The organism is Rhodococcus wratislaviensis (assembly GCF_900455735.1).
GTDB lineage: Bacteria > Actinomycetota > Actinomycetes > Mycobacteriales > Mycobacteriaceae > Rhodococcus_F > Rhodococcus_F wratislaviensis.
The window spans coordinates 843,622-865,871 of record NZ_UAUI01000001.1 but is presented as its reverse complement, the minus strand read 5'-3'; the positions used below and the strand labels follow the sequence as shown (position 1 = coordinate 865,871).

The 22,250-nt window shown below is 65.2% G+C and carries 15 protein-coding genes and 3 pseudogenes; 14 read left to right on the top strand and 4 right to left on the bottom strand.

The genetic code is table 11. The features are described 5' to 3' along the window. Window position 1: 1 nt before the first annotated feature. Window positions 2-751 (top strand): annotated as a pseudogene (locus DTA22_RS36640) (transposase); the annotation flags it as partial. 164 nt (window positions 752-915) lie between these two features. Here the strand turns inward: DTA22_RS36640 and DTA22_RS03915 are convergent. Further along, the gene (locus DTA22_RS03915) at window positions 916-2,313 is read right to left on the bottom strand and encodes an IS1380 family transposase (protein WP_037229702.1); all 1,398 of its coding nucleotides are present in this window, start codon (window positions 2,311-2,313) and stop codon (window positions 916-918) included. Between the two features lie 140 nt (window positions 2,314-2,453). On the opposite strand from DTA22_RS03915, the pseudogene DTA22_RS36635 reads away from it, so the two are divergent. Then, window positions 2,454-3,148 (top strand): annotated as a pseudogene (locus tag DTA22_RS36635) (transposase); the annotation flags it as partial. A gap of 849 nt (window positions 3,149-3,997) precedes the next feature. Here the strand turns inward: DTA22_RS36635 and DTA22_RS03905 are convergent. Beyond that, a complete protein-coding gene (locus DTA22_RS03905) occupies window positions 3,998-4,981 on the bottom strand; it encodes a proline dehydrogenase family protein (protein WP_112298539.1) in 984 nt (327 codons plus the stop codon). Next, complete coding sequence (gene pruA / locus DTA22_RS03900; protein ID WP_112298538.1) at window positions 4,981-6,618, bottom strand: L-glutamate gamma-semialdehyde dehydrogenase; 1,638 nt, start codon at window positions 6,616-6,618, stop codon at window positions 4,981-4,983. Before pruA ends, DTA22_RS03905 begins: the two co-directional genes overlap by 1 nt. 163 nt (window positions 6,619-6,781) lie before the next feature. On the opposite strand from pruA, the gene DTA22_RS03895 reads away from it, so the two are divergent. The 12 genes and pseudogenes from DTA22_RS03895 (at window position 6,782) to DTA22_RS03840 (ending at window position 21,389) form a co-directional block, all read left to right on the top strand. Beyond that, entirely contained in the window at window positions 6,782-8,485 is a 1,704-nt protein-coding gene (locus DTA22_RS03895) for a PucR family transcriptional regulator (protein WP_176582584.1), read from the top strand. 164 nt (window positions 8,486-8,649) lie between these two features. Next, window positions 8,650-13,455, top strand: coding sequence for an NAD-glutamate dehydrogenase (locus DTA22_RS03890; RefSeq protein WP_112298537.1), 4,806 nt, complete (start codon window positions 8,650-8,652; stop codon window positions 13,453-13,455). A gap of 195 nt (window positions 13,456-13,650) precedes the next feature. Then, a pseudogene (locus tag DTA22_RS03885) lies at window positions 13,651-13,896 on the top strand (acyl-CoA thioesterase); the annotation flags it as partial. 196 nt (window positions 13,897-14,092) lie between these two features. Next, window positions 14,093-14,305, top strand: a complete 213-nt coding sequence (locus tag DTA22_RS03880; protein ID WP_037241359.1) for a hypothetical protein — start codon at window positions 14,093-14,095, stop codon at window positions 14,303-14,305. 320 nt (window positions 14,306-14,625) lie between these two features. Next, a complete protein-coding gene (locus tag DTA22_RS03875; RefSeq protein WP_052033658.1) occupies window positions 14,626-15,822 on the top strand; it encodes an ATP-binding protein in 1,197 nt (398 codons plus the stop codon). A 63-nt stretch (window positions 15,823-15,885) separates the two neighbouring features. Beyond that, a complete protein-coding gene (locus DTA22_RS03870) occupies window positions 15,886-16,578 on the top strand; it encodes a GntR family transcriptional regulator (protein ID WP_112298536.1) in 693 nt (230 codons plus the stop codon). After that, window positions 16,578-17,372 (top strand): LamB/YcsF family protein, encoded by a 795-nt coding sequence (locus DTA22_RS03865; protein ID WP_112298535.1) that lies wholly within the window; start codon window positions 16,578-16,580, stop codon window positions 17,370-17,372. The genes DTA22_RS03870 and DTA22_RS03865 overlap by 1 nt, the downstream gene beginning before the upstream one ends. Next, entirely contained in the window at window positions 17,365-18,000 is a 636-nt protein-coding gene (locus tag DTA22_RS03860; protein WP_112298873.1) for a 5-oxoprolinase subunit B family protein, read from the top strand. Before DTA22_RS03865 ends, DTA22_RS03860 begins: the two co-directional genes overlap by 8 nt. Continuing rightward, entirely contained in the window at window positions 18,001-18,927 is a 927-nt protein-coding gene (locus DTA22_RS03855; RefSeq protein WP_112298534.1) for a 5-oxoprolinase subunit C family protein, read from the top strand. 61 nt (window positions 18,928-18,988) lie between these two features. Further along, entirely contained in the window at window positions 18,989-19,441 is a 453-nt protein-coding gene (locus DTA22_RS03850; protein WP_112298533.1) for a VOC family protein, read from the top strand. A 140-nt stretch (window positions 19,442-19,581) separates the two neighbouring features. After that, the gene (locus DTA22_RS03845; RefSeq protein ID WP_112298532.1) at window positions 19,582-20,901 is read left to right on the top strand and encodes an MFS transporter; all 1,320 of its coding nucleotides are present in this window, start codon (window positions 19,582-19,584) and stop codon (window positions 20,899-20,901) included. Continuing rightward, entirely contained in the window at window positions 20,898-21,389 is a 492-nt protein-coding gene (locus tag DTA22_RS03840; RefSeq protein WP_112298531.1) for a putative hydro-lyase, read from the top strand. Before DTA22_RS03845 ends, DTA22_RS03840 begins: the two co-directional genes overlap by 4 nt. A 332-nt stretch (window positions 21,390-21,721) precedes the next feature. Here DTA22_RS03840 and DTA22_RS03835 read toward each other — a convergent pair whose 3' ends face one another. Then, entirely contained in the window at window positions 21,722-22,210 is a 489-nt protein-coding gene (locus tag DTA22_RS03835; protein WP_037241344.1) for a RidA family protein, read from the bottom strand. Window positions 22,211-22,250: the final 40 nt, after the last annotated feature.

Below are 22,250 nucleotides of genomic sequence, written 5' to 3'. Positions count from 1 at the left end.
GATGGAGTCAGGTTGTCATTCAGACGCAGAATCGGCGGCGCTGTCGGCTTACTGCACGCCAGGCGAGCCGGTCGGTCTCGACGACGTCGACATCTGGGTGGGGTGGCGGCTGGACTTGGTCGCGAAGGCCCGCCTCGGTTGTAACCCCATCTATCCGGACCGGGTTTACGTTCCGTCGTGGGTTACGCGGGTGGCGACGGCACAGGTGGTGGCGACGCTGCGGATCCTGGCGTACCAGGGGGGCGCGATCACGGCACTGCGGTTCGATTTGACCCGGCCACCAGGGTTTTGGCGACGGCGACTGAACCAGTTGACTTCTGTCGCTGCTTCGTCCGGGGCGTGCGACGTCAGCTCGCCGCCCGCGCCTGCCGCGGCGGTGGGGGACCGGCCAGCCGGTTGCGGATCACCGAGGTAGAGGTACCACCGCGGATGGCGGTGATGGCCGAACTATCGGCCGCCGATCGGCACCTCGCGCAGATCACGGTGGCAGGCCGTGAGCTGGTGCTGACGATGAAGTTTGCCCACCGGGCCCGACCCCGGCAGACGACCTGGAATCGGCCACCGTCGCGGTCGGGTCGACCGGTCCCGGTCCACGCTCGGCGGCGCAGCCATCGCCGCCGAACACCCTGAAGGGCTGTTGTCGGACTATCGGGGCTTTACCTACGACGACCGCCACGGAATCAATCTAGCCCGCCTACTGGCCGAGGGGATGCTGCACCGGTTGATACGACTGGCCGCCACCGTCCCGCCCGTGGCCTGCGCACGGCTAAGCCCGGATCCACCGATGTGGTGCGGGTCGGGTGATGGGTTCGGTTGTGGCCATTGATGGGCTGTCGGGGTGTGGGTGATCGCCCGACCTGTGTGTCGGATTGTTCCACTGGGTTTTTCGGGTCGGGCCGGAGGCGGCGGGACGGACTAGATGGCCTGCGGTTTTCGTCGCTGCGTGGATGCGAACAGTCGTGACCATTCGTTTTCCCAGGGCCACCGCTGTGGGAGATGCAGGGTCAACGTTCGGGCCGAGGACGCGATCCGGGCCGGGACAGATATCAGGGTCCTGCGGATGGTGGCGGTGGTCGCCTTGGCCAGCCGTGCGCCGGTGATGGCGGCGGCGCGGGTGAGATTGAACGCCATCACCGCCAGTACCAGCCAGGCACTGTTGGCGGCGAACCGTCCCGAGGGCAGGTGCGCGAGCGCGGAATTCTTCAGGTCGGCGTGGACCTGCTCGATGATCGCGTGCCCGCGGTGAACCTTGTCGGCGGTCACCGTGTCCAGCATCGCCGGGTCGGTAGTGGTGAAGAACGCGTGGAACCGCCAGGTATCGAACAAGGCGCTCTGCCCGTCCCCGGCCTGGGGATTGAGGTCAGGGATGCGGCGCACCACCAACCGTCCCGGTGTCCGTTCGGACGCGAGTCGAGTGAAGGCGGTGAAGTCGATCTCGGCGACCTCGGCCCGGGAGATCCACCGGCCGCTCGGTTCGTCGTAGACGGCGTCGGTGTCCTCGATCGGTGTCCACGCCGTCTCGTCGATGGCGGCGATGGCAGCTTTCACCTTCGCCGTCATCCGCACGGTGACCGACACATCCACCCCGGCCCGGATCGCCGCGGACACCATCTTGTGCCCGTAGAACGCCGAATCGGCCCGCACCAGCACCCCGCCCGGTGTGTGCGGGTGCAGGCGGCGGACGGTAGCGACGGCGTCGGTGACCATCCGTGCTGCCCCGCGCGGGGATCCGGCTCCGCCGCGGCGCAGGCGTTGGCCGACGATCACCGGTGCCCGCCCGTCGGTGGTGGCGGTGGCGATCAGCGCGTTCAACCCCCGGACCCCCGTATATCCGTAGCCCGAACCCTGCTTGGCGTGCCCGTGCACCGGGACGATGGTGTCGTCGAGGTCGACGAGGATCCGCCCACCGACTTCGGGCCCATCGACCAGCGGTGTTCGTTCGGCCAGGCCACACAGGAAACGGGTGGCGACGGCGTCGAGTTGGCGGACGTGCCCGAAGGAGAACGTCCGCAGGAAGGAGCCCAGCGTCGACGGGGCGTACGGGTGGTCGAATACCGTGGGCATGGCGCCGTGCCGCAGCAGCGCCATGTCGTCGATGCTGTCGGCGCCGGCGACCATGCCCGCTACCAGTGCGGTCACCTTCCGGCCCGCGTGTGCGCCCTTGTCGGTGGGCAGCGTCAGATGCTCGTCTGCCAGGTCATCGAGGCCGCAGTCCTGAGCCAACCCCAGGACCGGGATCAGTCCGGCCTCGGCGAGGAGATTGCGGTCGTCGAACGCCGAGGCCGTCACCGGGTGGGTGTGGGATAGTTGCACCCTAGAGATGCCCTTCGTGTCGATCGAACTGGTTCTGTGAGAAGTCCAATTCTTTCAGCACGCAAGGGCATCTCGCCGTTTCGACTCACCTACCCCGACACCGCATCGGTGGATCCGGGCTAAGAGAAGATCGCAGTCCAGACAGCCACCGCACCGTGGTGGGTCAAGAGGGGGACGACTAACCGGGACCTGGCGTTCCACTTCGCCCGCCAGGTCACCGACTACGCCAGCGCCGCGCGCGGATATGTTCACGGTCGACTGCTTCACCACCGTCGAGACCCGCGGACACGGACGGGTCAACAACAACCTGGCCGCGCCGTCCGCTCGCCGCCAAGCCGTCGCAGCCCTAGCTCATGCCGCCGCTGGTATCGGCATCGCGCTGTTCGCAGTGCCCACCCGAGGATCGTCCGCTTTATGTTCGGGCTGCGACGATCCGATCGCACGCCCCCGCGGCTACCATCACGCGTGGTGTCCACGCTGGGGGTCGGCGGCAACCGAGACCGTGTGGCCGGAATCAACCTGGCCACACGCGCGCTGCTCGGCAGAAACAAGGTCACCCGTCGGCATGGGGAGTGGTACGCGGTCTGGGTGGCCGAGCATGCGCCGGTGCGCAAGTGCCGCGACAAGAACGGCACGACACCGCGATACGGACGGGTCCGCCGTGGTCTGCCCACCGTGACACAGCGGATAGGGGTGAATCCGAAACAGCATATTCGTACGCCAATCCGGTGGTACGGGACACGGTCAATCCCACACCACCGCAAGGTGATGCGGGTAGCCGTGACATACGTACATCCCCAAGGCCGCCACTCCAGTGGCAGATAGTAGGAGATCAGCGTCAACGCTAGGACGAAATTGGTTCGGCACGCCGTCGCTGAGGCGCTCATTTGTACCGGCGGGGTGCCAGTTTGATGTGCCGGTGCGACATGCCTACTCCCTGTAAGCCGTGTGGAATCGCAGTCAGTAGGTTGCGCAGAAACCGATGTGGGTGAGTACGCCGATCCCGGAGGCGTGAGCGGCATTTGTGGGCGAGCTGGTGGAGGACCGGGGCGGGAACGCCCGCGGCTATGCCAATTCGCTGATTGAGCTGTGACAGCAGGTGCTGGAAGTACTCCCATGGGAGAGGCCGAACTCGACGAGGATCTCTTCTCGGGACCCGCGCCCCCGGTGCCGCAGTTCTGGGCGAAGGTGACCGGGTAGTTGGTGTTGTAAACCTCGTGTGCATCGTTTGAGATGTATCCCGTTCAGTACCTACGGCAAAGATCGGGTGAGCGTAAAGATCGTTATGCCGGAGCAAACGTCGCTGTGGATGCGTTGCTGACGCGGTGGTGTATCGCTGTTGGCGACCTCGGTGCGAGGATGATGAGGGACCGGTGGAGGTCGATTGGGAACACAGACAAGGCAGTTGACGACCGCCGCCAACTTGAACGCAGAGGGCCCACGTCAGGCGTTCATGCACGGTAGTCAGCTACTGGTGGTGCCGTGTGGGCGCCTGTACCACGCGGCGTACGGATGCTGTGAGTGCGGAGCAGCATCGATTCGCATACGACGCCACCAGACGAGTCGTTGCCAAATCCGAGTCACCGCATGCATTTAGATGCCTGCGTTCGCCGACATGAAGCTTGTCAGCTTCATGTCGGCGGGATCATCAATCGTGGTTGTCCCGAAACGAGATTCTCGGGGCCTAGTTCGTCGAGACCAGTGACCGAAGGAAGAACGCCAGGTTGGCGGGGCGTTCGGCGAGGCGGCGCATGAAGTAGCCGTACCACTGTTCACCGTAGGGCAGGTAGACCCGCAGATGCTGCTGCTCGCCGACGAGGCGGAGCTGTTCGGCATCGCGGATGCCGTAGAGCATCTGCAGTTCGAATTCGTCGGCGGTGCGGCCCTTCGCTTCGGCGAAGTGCAGAGCCGCGCTGATCATGGCCGGATCGTGGGAGGCGACCATCGGGTAGCCCTGGCCGTTCATCAGGATCCGCAGGCACCGCAGGTATGCGTCGTCGACCGCGGGCTTGCCTTGGTAGGCAACAGATGCGGGTTCCTTGTACGCGCCCTTGCACAGCCGGATTCGCGATCCGGGGCCGGACAGGTCCCGGCAGTCGGCCTCGGTGCGCTTGAGGTAGGCCTGCAGCACGGTGCCGAGGGACGGGAAGTCCTGACGTAGTTCCCGCACGATCGACAGGGTCGAGTCGGTGGTGCTGTGGTCCTCGGCGTCGACGGTCACCCACGCGCCGGCTTCGTCGGCGGCGGTGCAGATCTTGTGGGCGTTCTCGAGTGCGACCTTGTGTCCGTCCTGTGGCAGGAACTGCCCCAGCGCCGAGAGCTTGAGCGACACCTCCACATTGCGCACTCGGGAGGGCGGGAAGGCCGCCTTGTCCTTCTCGCCGTTCTGTGTGAACTGGGACAGTGCAGACAGAAGGGTGAGGTAATGCGAGACGGTGTTGTTGGCCTGCCCGAGATCGGTGGTGTCCTCGCCGAGATAGTCGATGCTGATGTAGCGGCCGGAGTCGAGGATATCGGTGGTGGCGGCCACCGCCTGATTCTCGGTTTCGCCGGCGACGAACCGGTCGACCAGGTTGCGGGTCACCGGGATCTTGGTGACGGTCCGTTCCATGCGAGGGGAGCGGGCGGCGGCGAGCAGGGCGGGCCGGAGCAGATCGGAGGGTGCCATCAGATGTCCTGGTGGGGGTAGTGGTGGTTGGTGGCTGGGACGAATGTTTCCTTGATGGTGCGGGCGGAGGCCCAGCGCAGGAGGTTCTGCGGGGAGCCGGCCTTGTCGTTGGTGCCCGACGCGCGGGCTCCTCCGAAGGGTTGCTGTCCGACGACGGCGCCGGTGGGTTTGTCGTTGATGTAGAAGTTGCCGGCGGCGAATCGCAGGTCGTCGGTGGCCTGGGCGATTGCGGTGCGGTCGTCGGCGATGATCGACCCGGTCAGCGCGTAGGCGGACCCCGTGTCGACCAGGTCGAGGGCCTTCTCGAACGATCCGGCGGCGGAGTCGTCGTAGACGTGGACGGACAGGATCGGTCCGAAGTATTCGGTGCGGAAGGCCTCGTCGGTGGGGTCGTCACCGAGCAGGACGGTGGGGTCGACGAAGTAGCCGATGCTGTCGTCGACGTGGCCGCCGGCGGCGATGGTCAGGCTGGGGGTGGCCTTGGCGCGGGCGATGGCGTCGGCGTTGCGGTCGAAGGCTCGCTGGTCGATGACGGCGCCACCGAAGTTCGAGAAGTCGGTGACATCGCCGTATTTCAGCGTCGACGCCTTCTCGATGAAGTCGTTGCCCATCTTCGCCCACACGGACTTCGGGACGAACGCGCGGGAGGCCGCGGAGCACTTCTGGCCCTGGTAGTCGAACGCGCCGCGGAGCAGGGCGGTGGTGAGGGTGTCGGGGTTCGCGGAGCTGTGGGCGAGGACGAAGTCCTTTCCGCCGGTTTCGCCGACCAGTCGCGGGTAGCTGTTGTAGTTCGAGATGTTGTTGCCGACCTGGCGCCACAGGTGCTGGAAGGTGGCGGTGGACCCGGTGAAGTGGATTCCGGCCAGGCGCGGGTCGGCGAGAACGATGTCGGAGACGGCGGCGCCGGCGCCGTTGACGAGGTTGATCACGCCGGGCGGCAGGCCTGCGGCCTCGAGCAGCTTCATCGTCCAGTACGCGGCGACGGCCTGGGTCTGCGACGGCTTCCACACCACGGTGTTGCCCATCAGGGCGGGTGCGGTGGGCAGGTTGCCGGCGATGGCGGTGAAGTTGAACGGGGTGATGGCGTAGACGAAGCCCTCGAGGGAGCGGTATTCGAGCTTGTTCCACACGCCGGGGGAGGAGATCGGCTGGTCGGCGAGGATCTGCCGGGCGAACTGGACGTTGAAGCGCCAGAAGTCGATCAGTTCGCACGGGGTGTCGATCTCGGCCTGGTACGCGGTCTTGGACTGGCCGAGCATCGTTGCGGCGGAGAGGGTTTCACGCCACGGTCCGGACAGCAGGTCGGCCGCGCGCAGGAACACCGCGGCGCGGTCCTCGAACGACAGTGCCCGCCAGCCCGGGGCGGCGGCGGTGGCGGCGGTGACGGCGTCCTGGATGTCCTGGGCGCCGGCATTGGTGAAGGTGCCCAGGACCGCGGCGTGCCGGTGCGGTTGCACGACGTCGATCGCGGGGCCGTTGCCGCGCCGGTGCGCACCGCCGATGACGTTGTGGATCTCGGTGGGATTCGAACCCAGCTCGGCCAGCTTCGCCTGCAGGCGGGCACGCTCGGCGCTGCCCGGTGCGAAGGAGCCCACCGGCTCGTTGATCGGCTGGGGGGTGGTGGTGACGGCGTCCATGGAACCTCCTACGGGGGTGTGGCGGCGAAGGGACCGCCGCTCGAACTAGACGTAGTCAACACCGGACCAGGGCTCAGATAATGAGCCAGGAGGACAAACTTTTACTGCTGAAGTTGTACTCTTGGCCAAGACGCTTTCTGAGTTCCCAATTGGAGACCTGCCCGTGACCGCTGACGATCGAACACTCCCGAACGATCTCGCCGTAACCGCCGAATCAACCGAAACCATCACGCTGCGTGAGCTTCTCCGTGCTCTCGACACCGCCGTCGTCGAACTCGTCGACGCCCCGGCAGGTGACGACGTCGTCGTCTCCTCGGTGGCGCTCGTCGATAGTACGGACCTGGCGGTCGAGATCGAATCGCAATCTCCGATGCCGGACCTCTTCCTCCACGTCGGAGTCGGCAAATCTGAGGCGGTGCGTTGGTTCGACCAGGTCGCACAGCGCGCTCCCGCACACCGACCGCGCGCGGTGATGTCGAAGATGGCGACCGAATCCCGCGGGCTGAAGACCGCCGCCCACCGTGCCGGTGTCGCGCTGGTTGCCGTGCACCCGAAAGCTCGATGGGACCAAGTATTCCCGCTGGTGCAGCGCATGCTCGACCGCTCCCGTCGGCAGCAGGCCCGGCTGGGGGACCCGGATCTGCTGGCCACCGACACCGACCTGTTCGGACTCGCCCAGATCGTGGCCCAGAACTCTGGTGGCATGGTGTCGATTGAGGACGCGCAATCGCGCGTGCTGGCGTATTCGGCGTCCGACGAAGCAGCGGACGAGTTGCGGACGTTGTCGATCCTCGGCCGGGAGGGGCCGCGAGATTATCTGCGTGTGCTGCAGAAATGGGGGGTGTTCGACAGGCTCCGTGAAAGCGACGAGGTGGTCGACGTGCCCGCGCACGAGGAACTCGCCACCAAGCGGCGATTGGCGGTCAGCATCCGGCAGTCCTCCGAAGATGGTTCGGCCGCACCACGGTTGCTCGGATCGATCTGGGTTCAGCAGGGGGACACACCATTCACCGCGGATGCGGCCGACGTGCTGCGGGGAGCGTCGGCGATCGCCGCGCGCATCATCTCCCGAACCCTCAACGCCCCGTCCACCGAAGCACTGTTGATTCAACGGCTGTTCGGCGCGCGCGGTGGAGGAGTGGACGTCCCGTCCGTGGCGAATGCCCTGAACCTGCCAATCACCGGACCGGCCGCAGTCGTCGGATTCGCGCCGACCGCCACGGAGGCCGCAGCGCCGATCGGCGAATTCGCCGCTTCGGGGAACATGCTCCGCCTGCATGCGAGCTCGTTCAGCCGTGAGTCGGTGGCCACCGTCATCGGCGATCGCGCGTATGTACTACTGCCGAGCTACAAATCGGCAAGCAGTGTGGCGGCGTGGACCCGGCAACTCGTAGACCAATTCGAAGCGAAGCGGTCGATCGTCCTGCGTGCCGCAATCGCCGTCCCGGTGCCGGACCTGGGGCAGGTCGCCGGTGCTCGGAGCGAGGTGGACCGAGTCCTGGACGGCACTGCCGCGACCTTCCCGGAGGGGCGAGTGACCACGCTCGCAGAATCTCGTACTCCGGTCCTTCTCGGGGAGATCCTCGACCTCGTCGGCCGGCATCCCGAACTGCGCGACCCACGCCTGGATGCACTGATCGACTACGACAGCACGCACGCATCGAATCTCTGTGAGAGTGCGGAAGTGTACCTCGCCGACCACGGCGACGTCCGTGCCGCCGCGACCGCACTCCAGGTGCATCCGAACACTCTGCGCTATCGGATCCGTAGGGTCGAAGAGATCGTCGGCATCGACCTGCAGGATGCCTCCGACCGGATGCTGTTCGAATTACAGCTTGCCCTGCACCGCCGAACAGAAATCGGGTAACGCCTGTTCCCGGCGTTTGGTCGGCCAACCAAAGTCTGTCAACATTTTTCGGACGCTGGGCCGAATACTTCGCAGTGCGCTGCAGGTTTACTGACTGTCACAGTAGTGGCAACGAGGCCACGCGCGAGGAACCTGACAGAGGGAATGGTGAGCTCACAGTGAGCATGTCGACAGATTCCGAGGAACTGAAGGCTTCGATACTTGGCACAGCGCACCTCGATATTTTCGACAGTCTGCGATCGGTCTTCTTCCGTCATATCACGCAGGACGACACCGCGGCCGTAGACGCCACCGTGCGTCAGCACCTTGACCTCGCCGCACGGCGCACGGAAGCCAATGATCTGGTGGCGTACCTACCGGCCGATCGCGAGGCACACACAGGTCCGGCACTGCTGGTGATCACCGACGACAGGCCGCTGCTGGTGGACGCATTGACCGCCGGTGTCGAGTCGGCCGGGGCCACAATCGCTCACCTGCTGCATCCGGTCATCTCCGTGGTCCGAGGTCCGGACGGTGCCCTCATCGACCTCTCTGTCGGTGCCAGCCCCCCTGCAGAGACCATCGTCGAATCGTGGATTCGGATCGAATTCGCAACACCGCCTTCGGACTCGATCCGCGAGAACATGATGGAATCCGTTTGGCACCTGCTGCTTACCCTCCGTCAGATCAACACCGATTCGCCGGTCATGCATGCTCAGCAGCGCGATCTCGCCGACACTCTGGAAAAGGCCAGCGTTGCGGGTGAATCAAGCTGGAGCGAGGACGAACTCGTCGATGCAGCGGCGCTGCTGCGCTGGCTGGGCGACGGGAACTTCACCCTTCTCGGATACCACTATCGCGGCGACGATCCACGGGAGGATCGTCGCCCCTCCGCTCTCGGGACGTATCGCGCCGACGCTGGCGATCCGCGGACCCCAGCGGCGCCGGTGGCGGACGGGCCCGTGTCACTGACTGTGGCACAGGGGCCGAAGTTCCTTAAGGGACGGCGTGGTATGCCTTCGCACCTGGTCGTCGTAACCGAGACAGATGGCGACGCCGTCGTCGGCGAGCACCATTTCCTGGGACTGTTCACCGTCACCGCTCTACACGAGAATGTCCTCGACATCCCGGTACTCGCTCGGCGGGCGCGAACGGTCATCGCGCGTGCCGGGTATCGACTCGAGTCGCATTCCGGACAGAGTCTGCTCGAGATCATTCAGGACTATCCCAGACCGGAACTCTTCTCCATCGACACCGACGCTCTTCTCCGCACCGTCGTTTCGGTCCTCGCTGCCGCGTCTCGCGAACAGTTGTTGCTCTTGTTGCGCCCGCGCGCCGGGAACCGACAGATGTCCGCCTTGGTGTATCTGCCCCGCGACCGATACACCACCCGAGCCCGGATTGCCATGCGAGATGTCCTGCGCGACGAGTTCCCCGGTTCGAATATCGATTCCACCGTGCGCGTCACCGAAAGCAGGCTGGCACTTGTGCACTTCACCGTCGATCTCGCGCCGGACGGCACCAGCGACCTGGCTAGCGACTGGGCAGCCGTTCAGAATCGAGTGCAGCGCAGTCTGACCGCCGTCACCCGCACCTGGGACGACGATCTGCGTGATCTGTTGCGGGTTGAGGGCCCGGCGCGGGCGGCGCTCGGCGACGACTATGCCCACCGCTTCCCGGAGTCCTACAAGCAGGACTTTGATGGGCCTCGGGCGGTCGCCGACATCACCAGACTCGAGGCGCTCGACGCCCACGGCGTCGACGTCAATCTCTACTCCCGGTCCATTGGAGAGCAGACGGAACTGCGCTTCACCCTCTACATTGCCGGGGAACGCATCTCCCTGAGCGAGGTGCTCCCGATCTTGCACAGCCTCGGGGTAGACGTCCTCGACGAGCGGCCCTACCCTCTCGTCCGGCTCGATGGGACAGCGACGTGGATCTACGACTTCGGGCTGCACAACGACCAGACGTTGACCGATCTGGCCAGCATGCACCCCCGCGCCGGAGCGCTCGGTCCACGGTTCTGTGACACCGTCGTCGCTGCATGGTGCGGTGCCGCCGAAGTCGACCAGTTCAACACTCTCGTGTCCCGCGCCGGCCTTAGCTGGGTCGAAGCAGCCGTGCTGCGTGCGTACGCGAAGTATCTGCGGCAAGTGGGGTTTCCGTACAGCACCGAGCGCATCGCCACGGTCCTAACTCAGCATCCGGTGACCACCGGTAAACTTGTGCAGCTGTTTGACGCTCAGTTCAACCCGGATCATGCCGACCCGGTGGTCGCAGCCGCCCTTGCCGGCCAGATTGGCTCCGCAATCGACGACGTCGTGGGCCTCGAGGCCGACCGGATCCTGCGTGCGTACCTCGACCTGCTGCAGGCAACGACGCGTACTAACTACTACCGGCGCACCACCCCAGACACCCGCCGATCGAGTGCCCTGGCGCTCAAGTTCGATCCCCGGGGGCTCAGTCAACTACCGCAGCCACGACCCCGGTTCGAGGTATTCGTCTATTCGCCGCGCGTGGAAGGCGTGCACCTGCGCTACGGCGCCGTCGCCCGCGGAGGGCTACGGTGGTCCGACCGCTCCGAAGACTTCCGCACCGAGATCCTCGGTCTGGTCAAGGCCCAAGCGGTCAAGAATGCGCTCATCGTCCCGGTCGGCGCCAAGGGCGGATTCGTGGTCAAGAGGCCGCCACAGTCGACGGGAGACGCGGCCCTTGACCGCGAGGCCTTCCGGGCGGCCGGTGTCGACTGCTACCGCTCCTTCATCGGAGCACTGCTCGATGTCACCGACAATGTCGATCCGGAGACCGGTGTAACCGTGCCCCCTACTGACGTCGTCCGCCGAGACGAGGATGATCCGTACCTCGTGGTCGCCGCGGACAAGGGCACCGCGACCTTCTCCGACGAGGCCAACGCCGTCGCCGCCGACTACCGGTTTTGGCTCGGCGACGCCTTCGCATCCGGCGGGTCGATCGGTTATGACCACAAGGCGATGGGCATCACCGCCAAGGGGGCATGGGAGAGCGTTAGACGGCACTTTCGGGAGATCGGGATCGACACCCAAAGAGAAGATTTCACGGTCGCCGGGATCGGTGACATGAGCGGAGACGTCTTCGGCAACGGCATGCTCCTCAGCGAGCACATCAGACTCGTCGCCGCGTTCGACCACCGGCACATCTTCATCGATCCAAACCCCGACGCCGCGACCTCATACAAGGAACGGCGCCGGTTGTTCGATCAACCGCGCTCCTCCTGGGCCGACTACGACCAGGCTTTGATCAGCGACGGCGGTGGTGTCTTCGAACGCACCGCCAAGTCGATTCCCATTTCCGCACCGATGCGTGACGCCTTGGGTCTTCCCGCGGACGTGCAGCGGTTGCCGCCGCACGAGCTGGTCACCGCCGTCCTGCGTGCCCCGGTGGATCTGCTCTGGAACGGTGGCATCGGCACCTATGTCAAGGCTGGCGCGGAGACGCATCTCGAGGTTGGCGACAAGTCCAACGATGCGGTCCGGGTCGATGCCGACCGGGTGCGGGCGCAGGTTATCGGCGAAGGCGGCAACCTCGGCGTGACCGCACGGGGACGAATCGAGTTTGCCCTCCACGGGGGCCGGATCAACACCGACGCGCTCGACAATTCGGCCGGTGTGGACTGCTCCGATCATGAGGTCAACATCAAGATCCTCCTCGACGGGCTGGTGTCGGTCGGCCGTCTCACCACCGCGGAACGCACCACCCTGTTGCAGGAGATGACCGGTGACGTCGAAACCCTGGTGCTCGCCGACAACATTGCCCAGAACGACTTGCTGGGCACGAGTCGGGCCACCGCGGCGGCCCGGTTGCGTGTTCACGCCCGGCAGATCCGGGCGCTGGCCGTCGAACGTGACCTCGACCGCGGGCTAGAGGCACTGCCGGACGACACCGAACTGGACCGCCGGGCCCGCCAGGGCCTGGGACTGACGTCCCCGGAACTGGCCACCCTCACTGCTCATGTGAAGCTGACACTCAAGACGGACTTGCTGGCCAGCGATCTACTTGGCGGGGATGTGTTCACCGACCGACTGCTCGCCTACTTCCCGGCCCGGCTTCGGCAGGACTACCCGGATGCGATCGCGGGACACCGGTTGCGCCGCGAGATCATCGCTACCGTCGTGACCAACGAGGTCGTCGACACCGGCGGGATCTCGTATGTGTTCCGGCTCTGTGAGGACACCGGCGCCTCCAGCGTGGACGCTGTCCGTGCTTTCGCGGCGGCCAGCGCGATCATCGATCTTCCTGTACTGATCGGTCAGATCCGCACGCACGCAACGAATACCGCGGTGTCCGATGCCATGATGGCCGAGATGCGACGGTTGCTCGATCGGCTGTCGCGATGGTTGCTCAACCACCGGCCGCAGCCGATCGCGATCGGCGCCGAGATCGCACGATACGGCGCCGTGGCGCAGCTGATGCCGATGGTGCCGAACTGGCTGCAGGGTCCGGACGTGGAGGTCGTGCGGACCCGGACCGAAAAGCTGGTCGCCCTGGGAGCCGATCGGCACCACGCCACCGCGGTGTTCAGCCTGCTGCACGGGTTCTGCGCGATGGACATGATCGACATCGCCGATCTCGAAGGCCGAGACCTCGGCGAGGTCGCCGAGCTGTACTACACGCTCAACGCGCACCTGGGCCTCGACCATCTGCTTACCGCGATCTCTGGCCTCGACGACACAGACCGGTGGAATGCCCTGGCCCGGCTCGCCCTGCGCGACGACGTGTACGGCTCGATGCGACTGCTGTGTCTCGACGTCCTATCTGGGTCGGCGGCAACTGAGACCGCGTTCGAGAAGATTGCGGACTGGGAACGCATCAACACCTCGCGACTGGGGCGTGCTTGCGCTATCTTGAACGAAATTTTCGCCTCCGGGCCCACGGAACTGGCGACCTTATCCGTCGCGGCCCGACAGGTGCGGACCATGGTCGGCCGCGCGCGCATCGGGCACTCGACAATATGACGCCGTCGAACGTGTCCCCACGTCTTTCCGTCCGATCTGGTTCCAGGATCGACGAGTACAGCCGGCAACACACCGTAGATCTCTCTTCGGACGGCCGTCTGCACGTCCTCGATGCCGCCCGGTTGGTAGCCAGAACGTACGAGCGGGCCCTCTGGACTCTGCTCATCGAACCAGTCGAACCCGGAGAACGTAATCATGACGTCAAATGACGCACCGTCCGCCCGGCCGGCATCGCTCACGATGACGGTGCTTATGACTCCCGATATGGCGAATTTCTCGGGCAATGTTCACGGCGGAAATCTGCTCAAGCTCCTTGACCAAGTGGCCTACAGCTGCGCGAGTCGGTACGCAGGAAGCTATGCGGTGACATTCTCGGTGGACCGCGGTCTGTTCCGCGACGCCATCTATCGGGAATTTGTCACCTTCTCAGCGTCGGTGAACTGCCCGACACCCGTCCGGGTGGTTCAGCGCAGAGGGTTCTCCAGCCTGCTGTTCCATCCCACGACCTAGGGGCAAGGCAGTCTTCCGACGCGGCGTCGCCGGCAACCCATCGCACCTGAAAATGTAGTGGGCGGTAGGAAGAATCGGGTAGATGGTTACTCGACGCTGTGCTGACGATATGCGAGATCCTTGTTTGGTGGCTACAGGACCAAATCGCCGCGAGAGCGCGATGGATCGGTTGCCGCTCGCGTATTCGACCGCGTTGCGCTTGCGGGATGCCGGACTGTCCGACGACGCGATCGCTAGGCGCGTCGGTGTCGAACCCGAGGCTGTCGGCCCCATGCTGCGGGTGGCCGAGGCGAAGCTGGCCAGCGTGGGCTACGACGACGCCGATGGCGGTACGCGCTAGGTTTCAATCCTCCGCCGACGTGCGGACGACTGACTGAGCGTTTGCCCCGAGGTAGCGAGTACGGGCACGGAGGTTTGCTCTGCTCGGTCCATCAAAATTCCGCGCCACGCGACTACCATCAAAACCGTTCGGTTTGTTGACAACCGTGAGGTGGTTCGCTCGAGCGCGCCGTATTAGTCGAACAGACGACTGGAATACTTCCGCCCTTACTGGGCGGCTGATGGTTACCGGTCAATCGCCGTGTGGGGAGACATGAGACGTCGTGTCATCGCGTCTGGACGCGGCCGGAGGGGCCGGCCGTGACATGTGAGTGGCCCCTGATGGGGCGTGCGGAGGAACTGGGGCTGATCTCCGACGCGCTCGTAGGAGAGGACGGCGTCAAAGGCTTCGTGATCGCCGGTGCGGCTGGCGTGGGGAAGACTCGGCTGGCGAGGGAGGCCCTCGCCGTCGCCGCGTCGCGTGGAATGCAAACGCAGTGGGTGGCTGCGACCCAGTCTGCGCAGCCGGTACCCCTTGGCGCATTCAGTGACGTCGTAAGCCATTTCGGTCCCGATCCTGGGCTTCGGGTGCGTGAGGTGATCGCCGCGTTGGCCCCGCGACATGGTGCAAGTCCACCAGTGGTGCTTGGAGTCGATGATGCACATCTCCTCGACGACCTGTCGGCGCTCGTCGTTCACCAGCTCCTACTCCGGCAAGTGATGCGCGTCGTGATCACCGTTCGAAGTGGGGAACTCGCCCCTGACGCAGTGACGTCGGTTTGGAAGGACAGGCTCGCCGAGCGGCTCGACCTCCAATCTCTGTCCCTCGACGAAACAACCATCCTCCTCGAGGCGGTATTAGGTGGGCAGCTGGATTCCCGCAGTGTTCGCAGGCTCTGGACGCTGTCCCGCGGGAATGCCCTGTATCTGCGGCAGCTGGTCGACGAGGAGATCGCATCCGAAAGGCTTGAAAACATTGCAGGCGTCTGGATCTGGAGTGGCGAGCCGATCATCTCGGCCAGCCTCGCCGACCTGGTGGCCGCGCGTATGGGGCGTCTTTCGCCGAAGCTCGTCGATGTCGTAGATTCGCTGGCCCTTTGTGAGCCCCTCGATTCTGATGTTCTTTCCCGGGTGACGCAGCGCATCGCGGTCGAGGAGGCAGAGACGCAAGGGCTCATTACTCTCGCAACGGAGGACGGCAGCAGTCGGACAGTCCGACTAGCCCATCCGTTATTCGGTGAAGTTCGACGTGCCGGCTGCGGCACGCTCCGCAAGGCCCGTATCCGTGGACAGATTGCGAGCGAACTAGCTGGACACCGCTGTGCGGATATGCGAGAGGTCGTACACCGCGCAATTCTGACACTCGACTCAGACCTGGCACCCAACCCCACCTCGGGCGTTCTTGCGGACCCAACCGCGGGAACTGGCGGCGGGCCACACCAGACGTCGAGTCCGTCGCCAGGATTGCGAGACCAGTGCGCTGCGCGGTGGGCGAGGAAACCGGTCAGGCGAGTGTTACGCGGTGATTCGTTCTTGTAAACAACGTGCGTTTTGGCTCTGCAGGGCTGGACGGCACTGTTGGATCCAGTGTATACAGTGAATATGTCGCCTACATCACAAGAGTTCGGGTCTCCAGAAGGGGACCTGACGTCCCGGCTCCGGACCTCGATCGTCGAGGGCATTTACCCCCCTGGGCATCGACTGGTGCAGGAGGAACTGGCCGATCGGTTCGGAGTGTCCCGGATCCCGCTGCGCGAGGCTATCCGAACCCTTGCGGGGGAGGGTCTGCTGCGATCGGTCCCCGGTCGCGGCACGTTCGTCACCGCGCTCGATCTCGATGAGATCGACGAAATCTACGACCTTCGCCGCCTCGTCGAGCCGAGCTTCGCCGAGCACGTCACCGAGCGGGTGTCACGGAGAGACATCAGCCGATTCGAGGCGATGGCCGAACAGATGGATCAGGTGGCCGAGACCGGGGCCGATGTGTGGTCGCGCACGAATCTGGTGTTCCACCTTGACATGTACCGGCTGTCGCGCCTGCCGATGCGCTACGAGATCATCGCGCAGATGTATCACCGGCTCGAGCCGTATTCCCGCTACTACGTTCACGGGACGTGTGCCTACGACCGGGTGCAGGACGAGCACAAGGCCATGGTCCAAGCCCTCGCCGACGGCAACTCCGAAGAACTGGCGCGCCAGATCGTCTTGCACATCGACGGCGGGCAGACCGGTCTGCACCGCGCGTGGGAAAACTCGGCCGAGGACATGCGTACCTACTGGGCGGAGCGCACCTGATGGGCTCTCGGACGGTCTCGATCAATACCGATATCGGCGAGGGATTCGGGGTGTGGGGGGTCGGCGACGAGGCGCCACTGATGGACCAGGTCACCGCCGCGAACATCGCATGCGGGTTCCACGCGGGCGATCCCGACATCCTGCGCCGAACCTGTGAAATGGCTGCTGCACGCGGCGTTTCGGTGGGTGCGCAGGTGTCGTATCGAGATCTGGTCGGTTTCGGTCGTCGCTTCATCGATGTCCCCACACTTACCCTGGTCAACGACATCGTCTACCAGATCGGTGCCCTGCAGGCTTTCGCCCGGATCGCCGGGACATTCGTGTCTTACGTCAAGGCGCACGGCGCGCTCTACAACACCGCTGCACGGCATCAGGGACAGGCAAGCGCGATCGTGGAAGCGATCGGACTGCTCGATGCGGGACTTCCCGTTCTCTGCCAATACGACACGGTGCTGTGGAAAACAGCCCTCGATGCCGGATTAACGCCGCATGCCGAGGTTTTCATCGATCGGTCGTACACCGATGACGGTCTGCTCGTGCCGCGGTCGCATCCGGATGCGCTCATCGTCGACCCCTCGGAGGCTGCGACACGCGCCGTGCACATGGTCGAGACCGGGTCGGTCGACTCGGTAGCTGCCCGGTCCGTCACGGTGGTTCCAGACGATGCCGCGACGATTGCGATGTGTATCCACAGTGACACCCCGGGTGCGGTCGACATTGCTCGGCAGACCCGGTCGATGCTCGAGCAGAATGGCCAGACGCTGGTTCCGATCGGTGGTGGGCGCCATGGCTGAGGCCAGCAACCTTCTCCGGGCCGGCGATCGCGCCTGGATCGTCGACATCGCCCCAGACCGCATCGCCGCACTCGCCGCCGCCGCGCGGGCGCAGACGTGGTCGGCACTGGTGGAGGACGTCGTTCCCGCCGCGCGCTCCATCATGTTCCGCGCCCATACATCGTCCGATATGGGACTTCTCGCCGACAACGTTCGCAATCTGCTTGCAACGACCGATACCGAAGCATCGGCTGCATCCCCCGAGCGGGCACCGCTGGTCATTCCGGTGCGATACGACGGGGACGACCTCGCGGAGGTGGCTAGCACGCTGGGGATGACCGTGGAGGCAGTTGTCGAGGCGCACACCTCCGCCGTGCATCGCGTCGGCTTTTTCGGCTTCGCACCGGGTTTCGCGTATATCGACGGTCTGCCCGAGTTGCTCAAGTTGGCCCGGCGAACCTCGCCGCGCCCTCGCGTCGGGGCCGGCCTCGTCGCGATCGCGGGCACGCAGACCGTCGTCTATCCGGGTGGAACCCCGGGCGGGTGGCACCTGATCGGATCGACATCCGAGGTGCTGTGGGACATCAACGCGGCAACTCCCAGCCGACTGTCCGTGGGGGACCGGGTGCGCTTCGAGGCGGTGGAATAGATGACGACCACGCTCGCCGACCCTGTCCGTCTCCTCTCAGACACAGTGGATCCCGCACGGGTGACCGTTCTCGACGCGGGTCTGAGCACGACGCTTCAGGATCTGGGCCGGCCCGGATTCGCCCACCTCGGGGTCACCGTGTCCGGTGCCGCTGACCGCACGAGTCTTACGCTGGCGAACCGCCTCGTCGGCAATGCGGACGGCGCAACCGCGTTCGAGAACACGTTCGGTGGGCTCGCAATCACGGTGTCCACCGATCGGTACGTTGCTGTCACCGGCGCCACCGTCGACATCCACATCGACGGCCGCGCCCCGACCGAAGGGCGGCGGACACTTCTGCGGGCAGGGCAGGTTCTGACCCTGGGCCGGCCTGTCACAGGGCTGCGTGCGTACCTTGCGGTCGAAGGTGGAATCGAGACGGAAAAAGTGTTCGGCTCCGCGGCAACCGACTGCCTGTCCGGACTCGGCCCCGCGAGAGTACGAACCGGGTCGGAGTTCACGCTTGGATCAGCAATTCACATACCGCCCCATAATGTTCCGCTCGAACTGACGCCGCCGCGCCTTCCCGTCGGAGCAGTCGAAGTATCCTTCCGCTGGGGTCCACGCGAAACCATCTTCACCGCACGAGATCGGGCAGCACTGACCGCCACACCCTGGACCGTGAGCGCGGACTGCGACCGCGTCGGCGCGCGGCTGACAGGTCCACCCCTGAGCATCGGGTCGGTGGATCTCCCGTCCGAGGGCATGGCCCTCGGAGCAATCCAGATCCCACCCTCCGGTGAACCGATCGTGTTCCTCGCCGACCATCCCGTGACCGGCGGATACCCGGTCATCGGGGTGGTCACCGAACGCGATGTCGACCTCCTGGCTCAGGCAGCGCCCGGCACCCGGATCCGATTCACACCGCTCCGAAACGAAGATCACTGACCCACACCGGCAAGTCCGACCCCCGTCCCGAGTTCAAAAAATAGAAAGAAGGAAGACACCCATGACCGCCCAGCTGACCACCCTCGTTCCGTTCCACCTCGCCATCCCCGTCGACGACATCGACGCCGCCCGCAACTTCTACGGCGGCGTGCTCGGTTTCAGCGAAGGACGGTCCGATACCAAATGGATCGACTGGAACTTCCGGGGGCACCAGGTCGTCACCCATCAGGTCGGCGACGGACCCAGCACGACACCCCGCGACGGGGTCGCCGGGACCAACCCGGTCGACGGCCACGACGTCCCGGTGCCCCACTTCGGCCTGGTTCTATCGGTCGACGAGTTCAAGGTCCTCGCCGACAAGCTCACCTCCGTCGGCACGAAGTTCGTGATCGAACCCTACGTCCGATTCGAGGGCGAACCGGGCGAACAGTGGACCATGTTCTTCCTCGACCCCGCGGGAAACGCGCTCGAGTTCAAGGCATTCGCTGACTTGAACCAGCTGTTCGCGGTCTGAACCCGCGAACACGGTCATCGGCAGGACGGCCATCCTGCCGATGACCACTTCGGCACCCCAGCGCCGCGGTGCCACGTTCTCCGACCCTCGATCGAGGGTCCTCCCCGCAGCACCTCAGTCACCTCTTCGTTGGAGTCGCCATGACCACCGTACCTGCCTCCATGCCCCACACGGGCGATCACGTACCCGCGCCACCTCGTATGCAACCTCGCCGGGCGGCGGTCGCCGCCGCGGCCGGCACTGCCGTCGAGTACTACGAGTTCGGCGTGTACGGCTATCTCGCCGTCATCATCGGCCCGCTGTTCTTTCCCAACGACAACCCGACGGCCTCACTCCTCGCCACCCTGGCAGTTTTCGGTAGCGCCTTCATCATGCGACCGCTCGGTGGCATCGTCCTCGGACGCCTCGGCGACCGGATCGGACGCAAACCGGTACTCGTCACCACCATCGTCGGCATGGGAACGGCGACCGCGGCGGTCGGCCTCCTACCCACCGCCGGTTCGATCGGCATCGCCGCCCCCATCGCACTGCTTCTCGTACGACTGGCGCAGGGCTTCTTCGCCGGCGGTGAAGTCACAGGATCGGCGACCTACCTGTCAGAGTCCGCCCCGGTCGGCCGCCGCGGCTTCTTCGGCGCCTTCACCCCGGTCGGCGTCGCCCTCGGAGGAGGAACCGCTGCTCTGGTAGCAGGCATCACCACCACAGCACTTACCGACGATCAACTCCGCGACTTCGGTTGGCGCATACCGTTTCTTCTGGCACTGCCCCTGATCGCCGTCACGTTGGTTGCGCGCAGCAAACTCGAAGACTCGCACGCCTTCGTCGCCGCAACCCAGCAGCACGCTCCCGCGAAGTCCCCGCTCGTCGAGGTTCTCACCGAACACACCGCCGCAGTATTCAAGGTCATCTACCTCTCGATCGGATCCAACGCCGGTTACTGGGTCGGCCTGATTTTCATGAACATCTACCTGACCACCTACCTCGGGTACCCGAAGTCGAACACCTTCTGGATCATGGGCGCCATCAGCTTCTTTGTCGCCACCCTGATGCCCTTCTTCGGCGGACTCTCCGACCGGGTCGGCCGCAAGAAGGTCATCACGATCGGATTCCTCGGCTACGCGATCTTGGTGCTACCCACCATGATCGTGATGGACAAGGGCAGCTTCGCCCTCGCGGTCGGTGCGATGGTGGTGCTCGCACTGCCGATGCCGATCGTGCAATCGGTGACCTACCCGACCTACGCCGAACTGTTCCCCACCCGAGTCCGCTACACCGGGCTGTCGATCGCCTTCAACATCGGAACCATCATCGGCGGTGGTCTCACCCCATACCTGGCCACCTACCTCATCTCCCGCACCGACAACCTCCTGGCTCCCGGATTCCTGCTGATGGGCGCCGCCGTCCTCGCCCTGATCACACTTCGCACCGTGCGCGAATCGTCGAAGGAGGCACTGCAATGACGGTGCCGGTACCAGCTCATCCGCGGGACCTGCGCCGACTCGTCGCAGCAGGGGAGTGGACCGCACCGACGGCCGGCATCCTCGACGACTACCAGCAGGCCAATCTCCTCGTCGTACCGTCCGCCGCCGCCGACGACTTCGCGGAATACTGCCGCCGCAACCCCGAGGTCTGCCCACTCCTCGCACGGACAGCTCCAGGCAACCCGGAACTGACCTACGACAACTGCACAGTCGACATCCGCACCATGCTCCCGCGGTACCGCGTCTGGCAGCACGACACACTCGTGGCCGAACCCACCGACCTGATCGCATATTGGCGGGACGACGCGGTCGCGTTTGCGTTGGGCTGCAGCCACACCTCGCCCCCATACGGCGCCCACATGCTGGCGAAACCTATGAGGCGCTCGGCCTCGATGTCGGGATGGATCCGGTTGCGTGTGGCTTCCATCCAACCGGCGCGGCGCCTCTGGCGCCATTGGCGATATTGACGGGTGGTCACGGGATCTTCACCTCTGATCGGACTTAGGACAGGCCCTCGTCCCAAGCCGGGCATTCGACTTTCCGCAGCTGACGGGTGTGAAGTGCTCCGAGCAAGGAAGTTTCGATGAGCGGCGCTCTGAGGGCGTAGGGCGCTCCGTCGCCCCACCGGTAGGCGGTAGATCGAAGGATGATCGATGTCAGTGCCATGCCGACCGGTGGGGGTGGGGTCACCGAGTCGGCTGGCCCGTCATGGGATGCCGACTTCGGGAGAAGGTGTCGGGGATCTCTAGACACCGGGTTGGCCGCTGTTGTGAGCGGGCCATGCTGTGTGAGCTAGTGCTCAGGACTCGCCGTCGAGCTCGAAAATGAACTCGACCTCGACGGCGGAGCCGCGGGGGAGTTCGGCGACACCGACCGCGGAGCGAGCATGCCTGCCGGCCTCGCCGAAGACCTCGATCAGAAGGTCGGAGGCTCCATTGATGACTTGGGGTTGCTGTGAGAATCCGTCTGCGGAGGCGACGAATCCTACGACCTTGACCACCTTCACGATGCGGTCGAGACCGACGAGAGCATTGACGGCCGCCAGTCCGTTGACGGCGCAGAGGCGAGCGGCCGCGGCTGCCTCGTCGACCGTGACGTCCTTGCCGAGTTTGCCGGTGGCGGTCGTGCGACCGTCAACCAGTGGGAGTTGGCCAGAGGTGTACACGTATCGTCCGCTTCGGGTGGCGGGAAGGTAGGCCGCGGCGGGGATCGCCACCGGCGGGAGTTCGATGCCCAGAATTGCGAGCTGCTCGCTCCATCGGCCGGTGTGGACAGTGGTGTTCGACATGTGTGAGGTCACCTTGTGCAGTCATGGCGCTGCAAAGCGT

Excerpts from the sequence above, each read along its gene's own strand:
- DTA22_RS03865 (WP_112298535.1), top strand. The coding sequence starts at position 16,578 with ATGGGCTCTCGGACGGTCTCGATCAATACCGATATCGGCGAGGGATTC.
- DTA22_RS03875 (WP_052033658.1), top strand. The coding sequence starts at position 14,626 with ATGGGGCGTGCGGAGGAACTGGGGCTGATCTCCGACGCGCTCGTAGGA.
- DTA22_RS03840 (WP_112298531.1), top strand. The coding sequence starts at position 20,898 with ATGACGGTGCCGGTACCAGCTCATCCGCGGGACCTGCGCCGACTCGTC.
- DTA22_RS03855 (WP_112298534.1), top strand. The coding sequence starts at position 18,001 with ATGACGACCACGCTCGCCGACCCTGTCCGTCTCCTCTCAGACACAGTG.
- pruA (WP_112298538.1), bottom strand. The coding sequence starts at position 6,618 with ATGGACGCCGTCACCACCACCCCCCAGCCGATCAACGAGCCGGTGGGC.
- DTA22_RS03890 (WP_112298537.1), top strand. The coding sequence starts at position 8,650 with ATGTCGACAGATTCCGAGGAACTGAAGGCTTCGATACTTGGCACAGCG.
- DTA22_RS03850 (WP_112298533.1), top strand. The coding sequence starts at position 18,989 with ATGACCGCCCAGCTGACCACCCTCGTTCCGTTCCACCTCGCCATCCCC.
- DTA22_RS03870 (WP_112298536.1), top strand. The coding sequence starts at position 15,886 with ATGTCGCCTACATCACAAGAGTTCGGGTCTCCAGAAGGGGACCTGACG.
- DTA22_RS03905 (WP_112298539.1), bottom strand. The coding sequence starts at position 4,981 with ATGGCACCCTCCGATCTGCTCCGGCCCGCCCTGCTCGCCGCCGCCCGC.
- DTA22_RS03860 (WP_112298873.1), top strand. The coding sequence starts at position 17,365 with ATGGCTGAGGCCAGCAACCTTCTCCGGGCCGGCGATCGCGCCTGGATC.
- DTA22_RS03845 (WP_112298532.1), top strand. The coding sequence starts at position 19,582 with ATGACCACCGTACCTGCCTCCATGCCCCACACGGGCGATCACGTACCC.
- DTA22_RS03835 (WP_037241344.1), bottom strand. The coding sequence starts at position 22,210 with ATGTCGAACACCACTGTCCACACCGGCCGATGGAGCGAGCAGCTCGCA.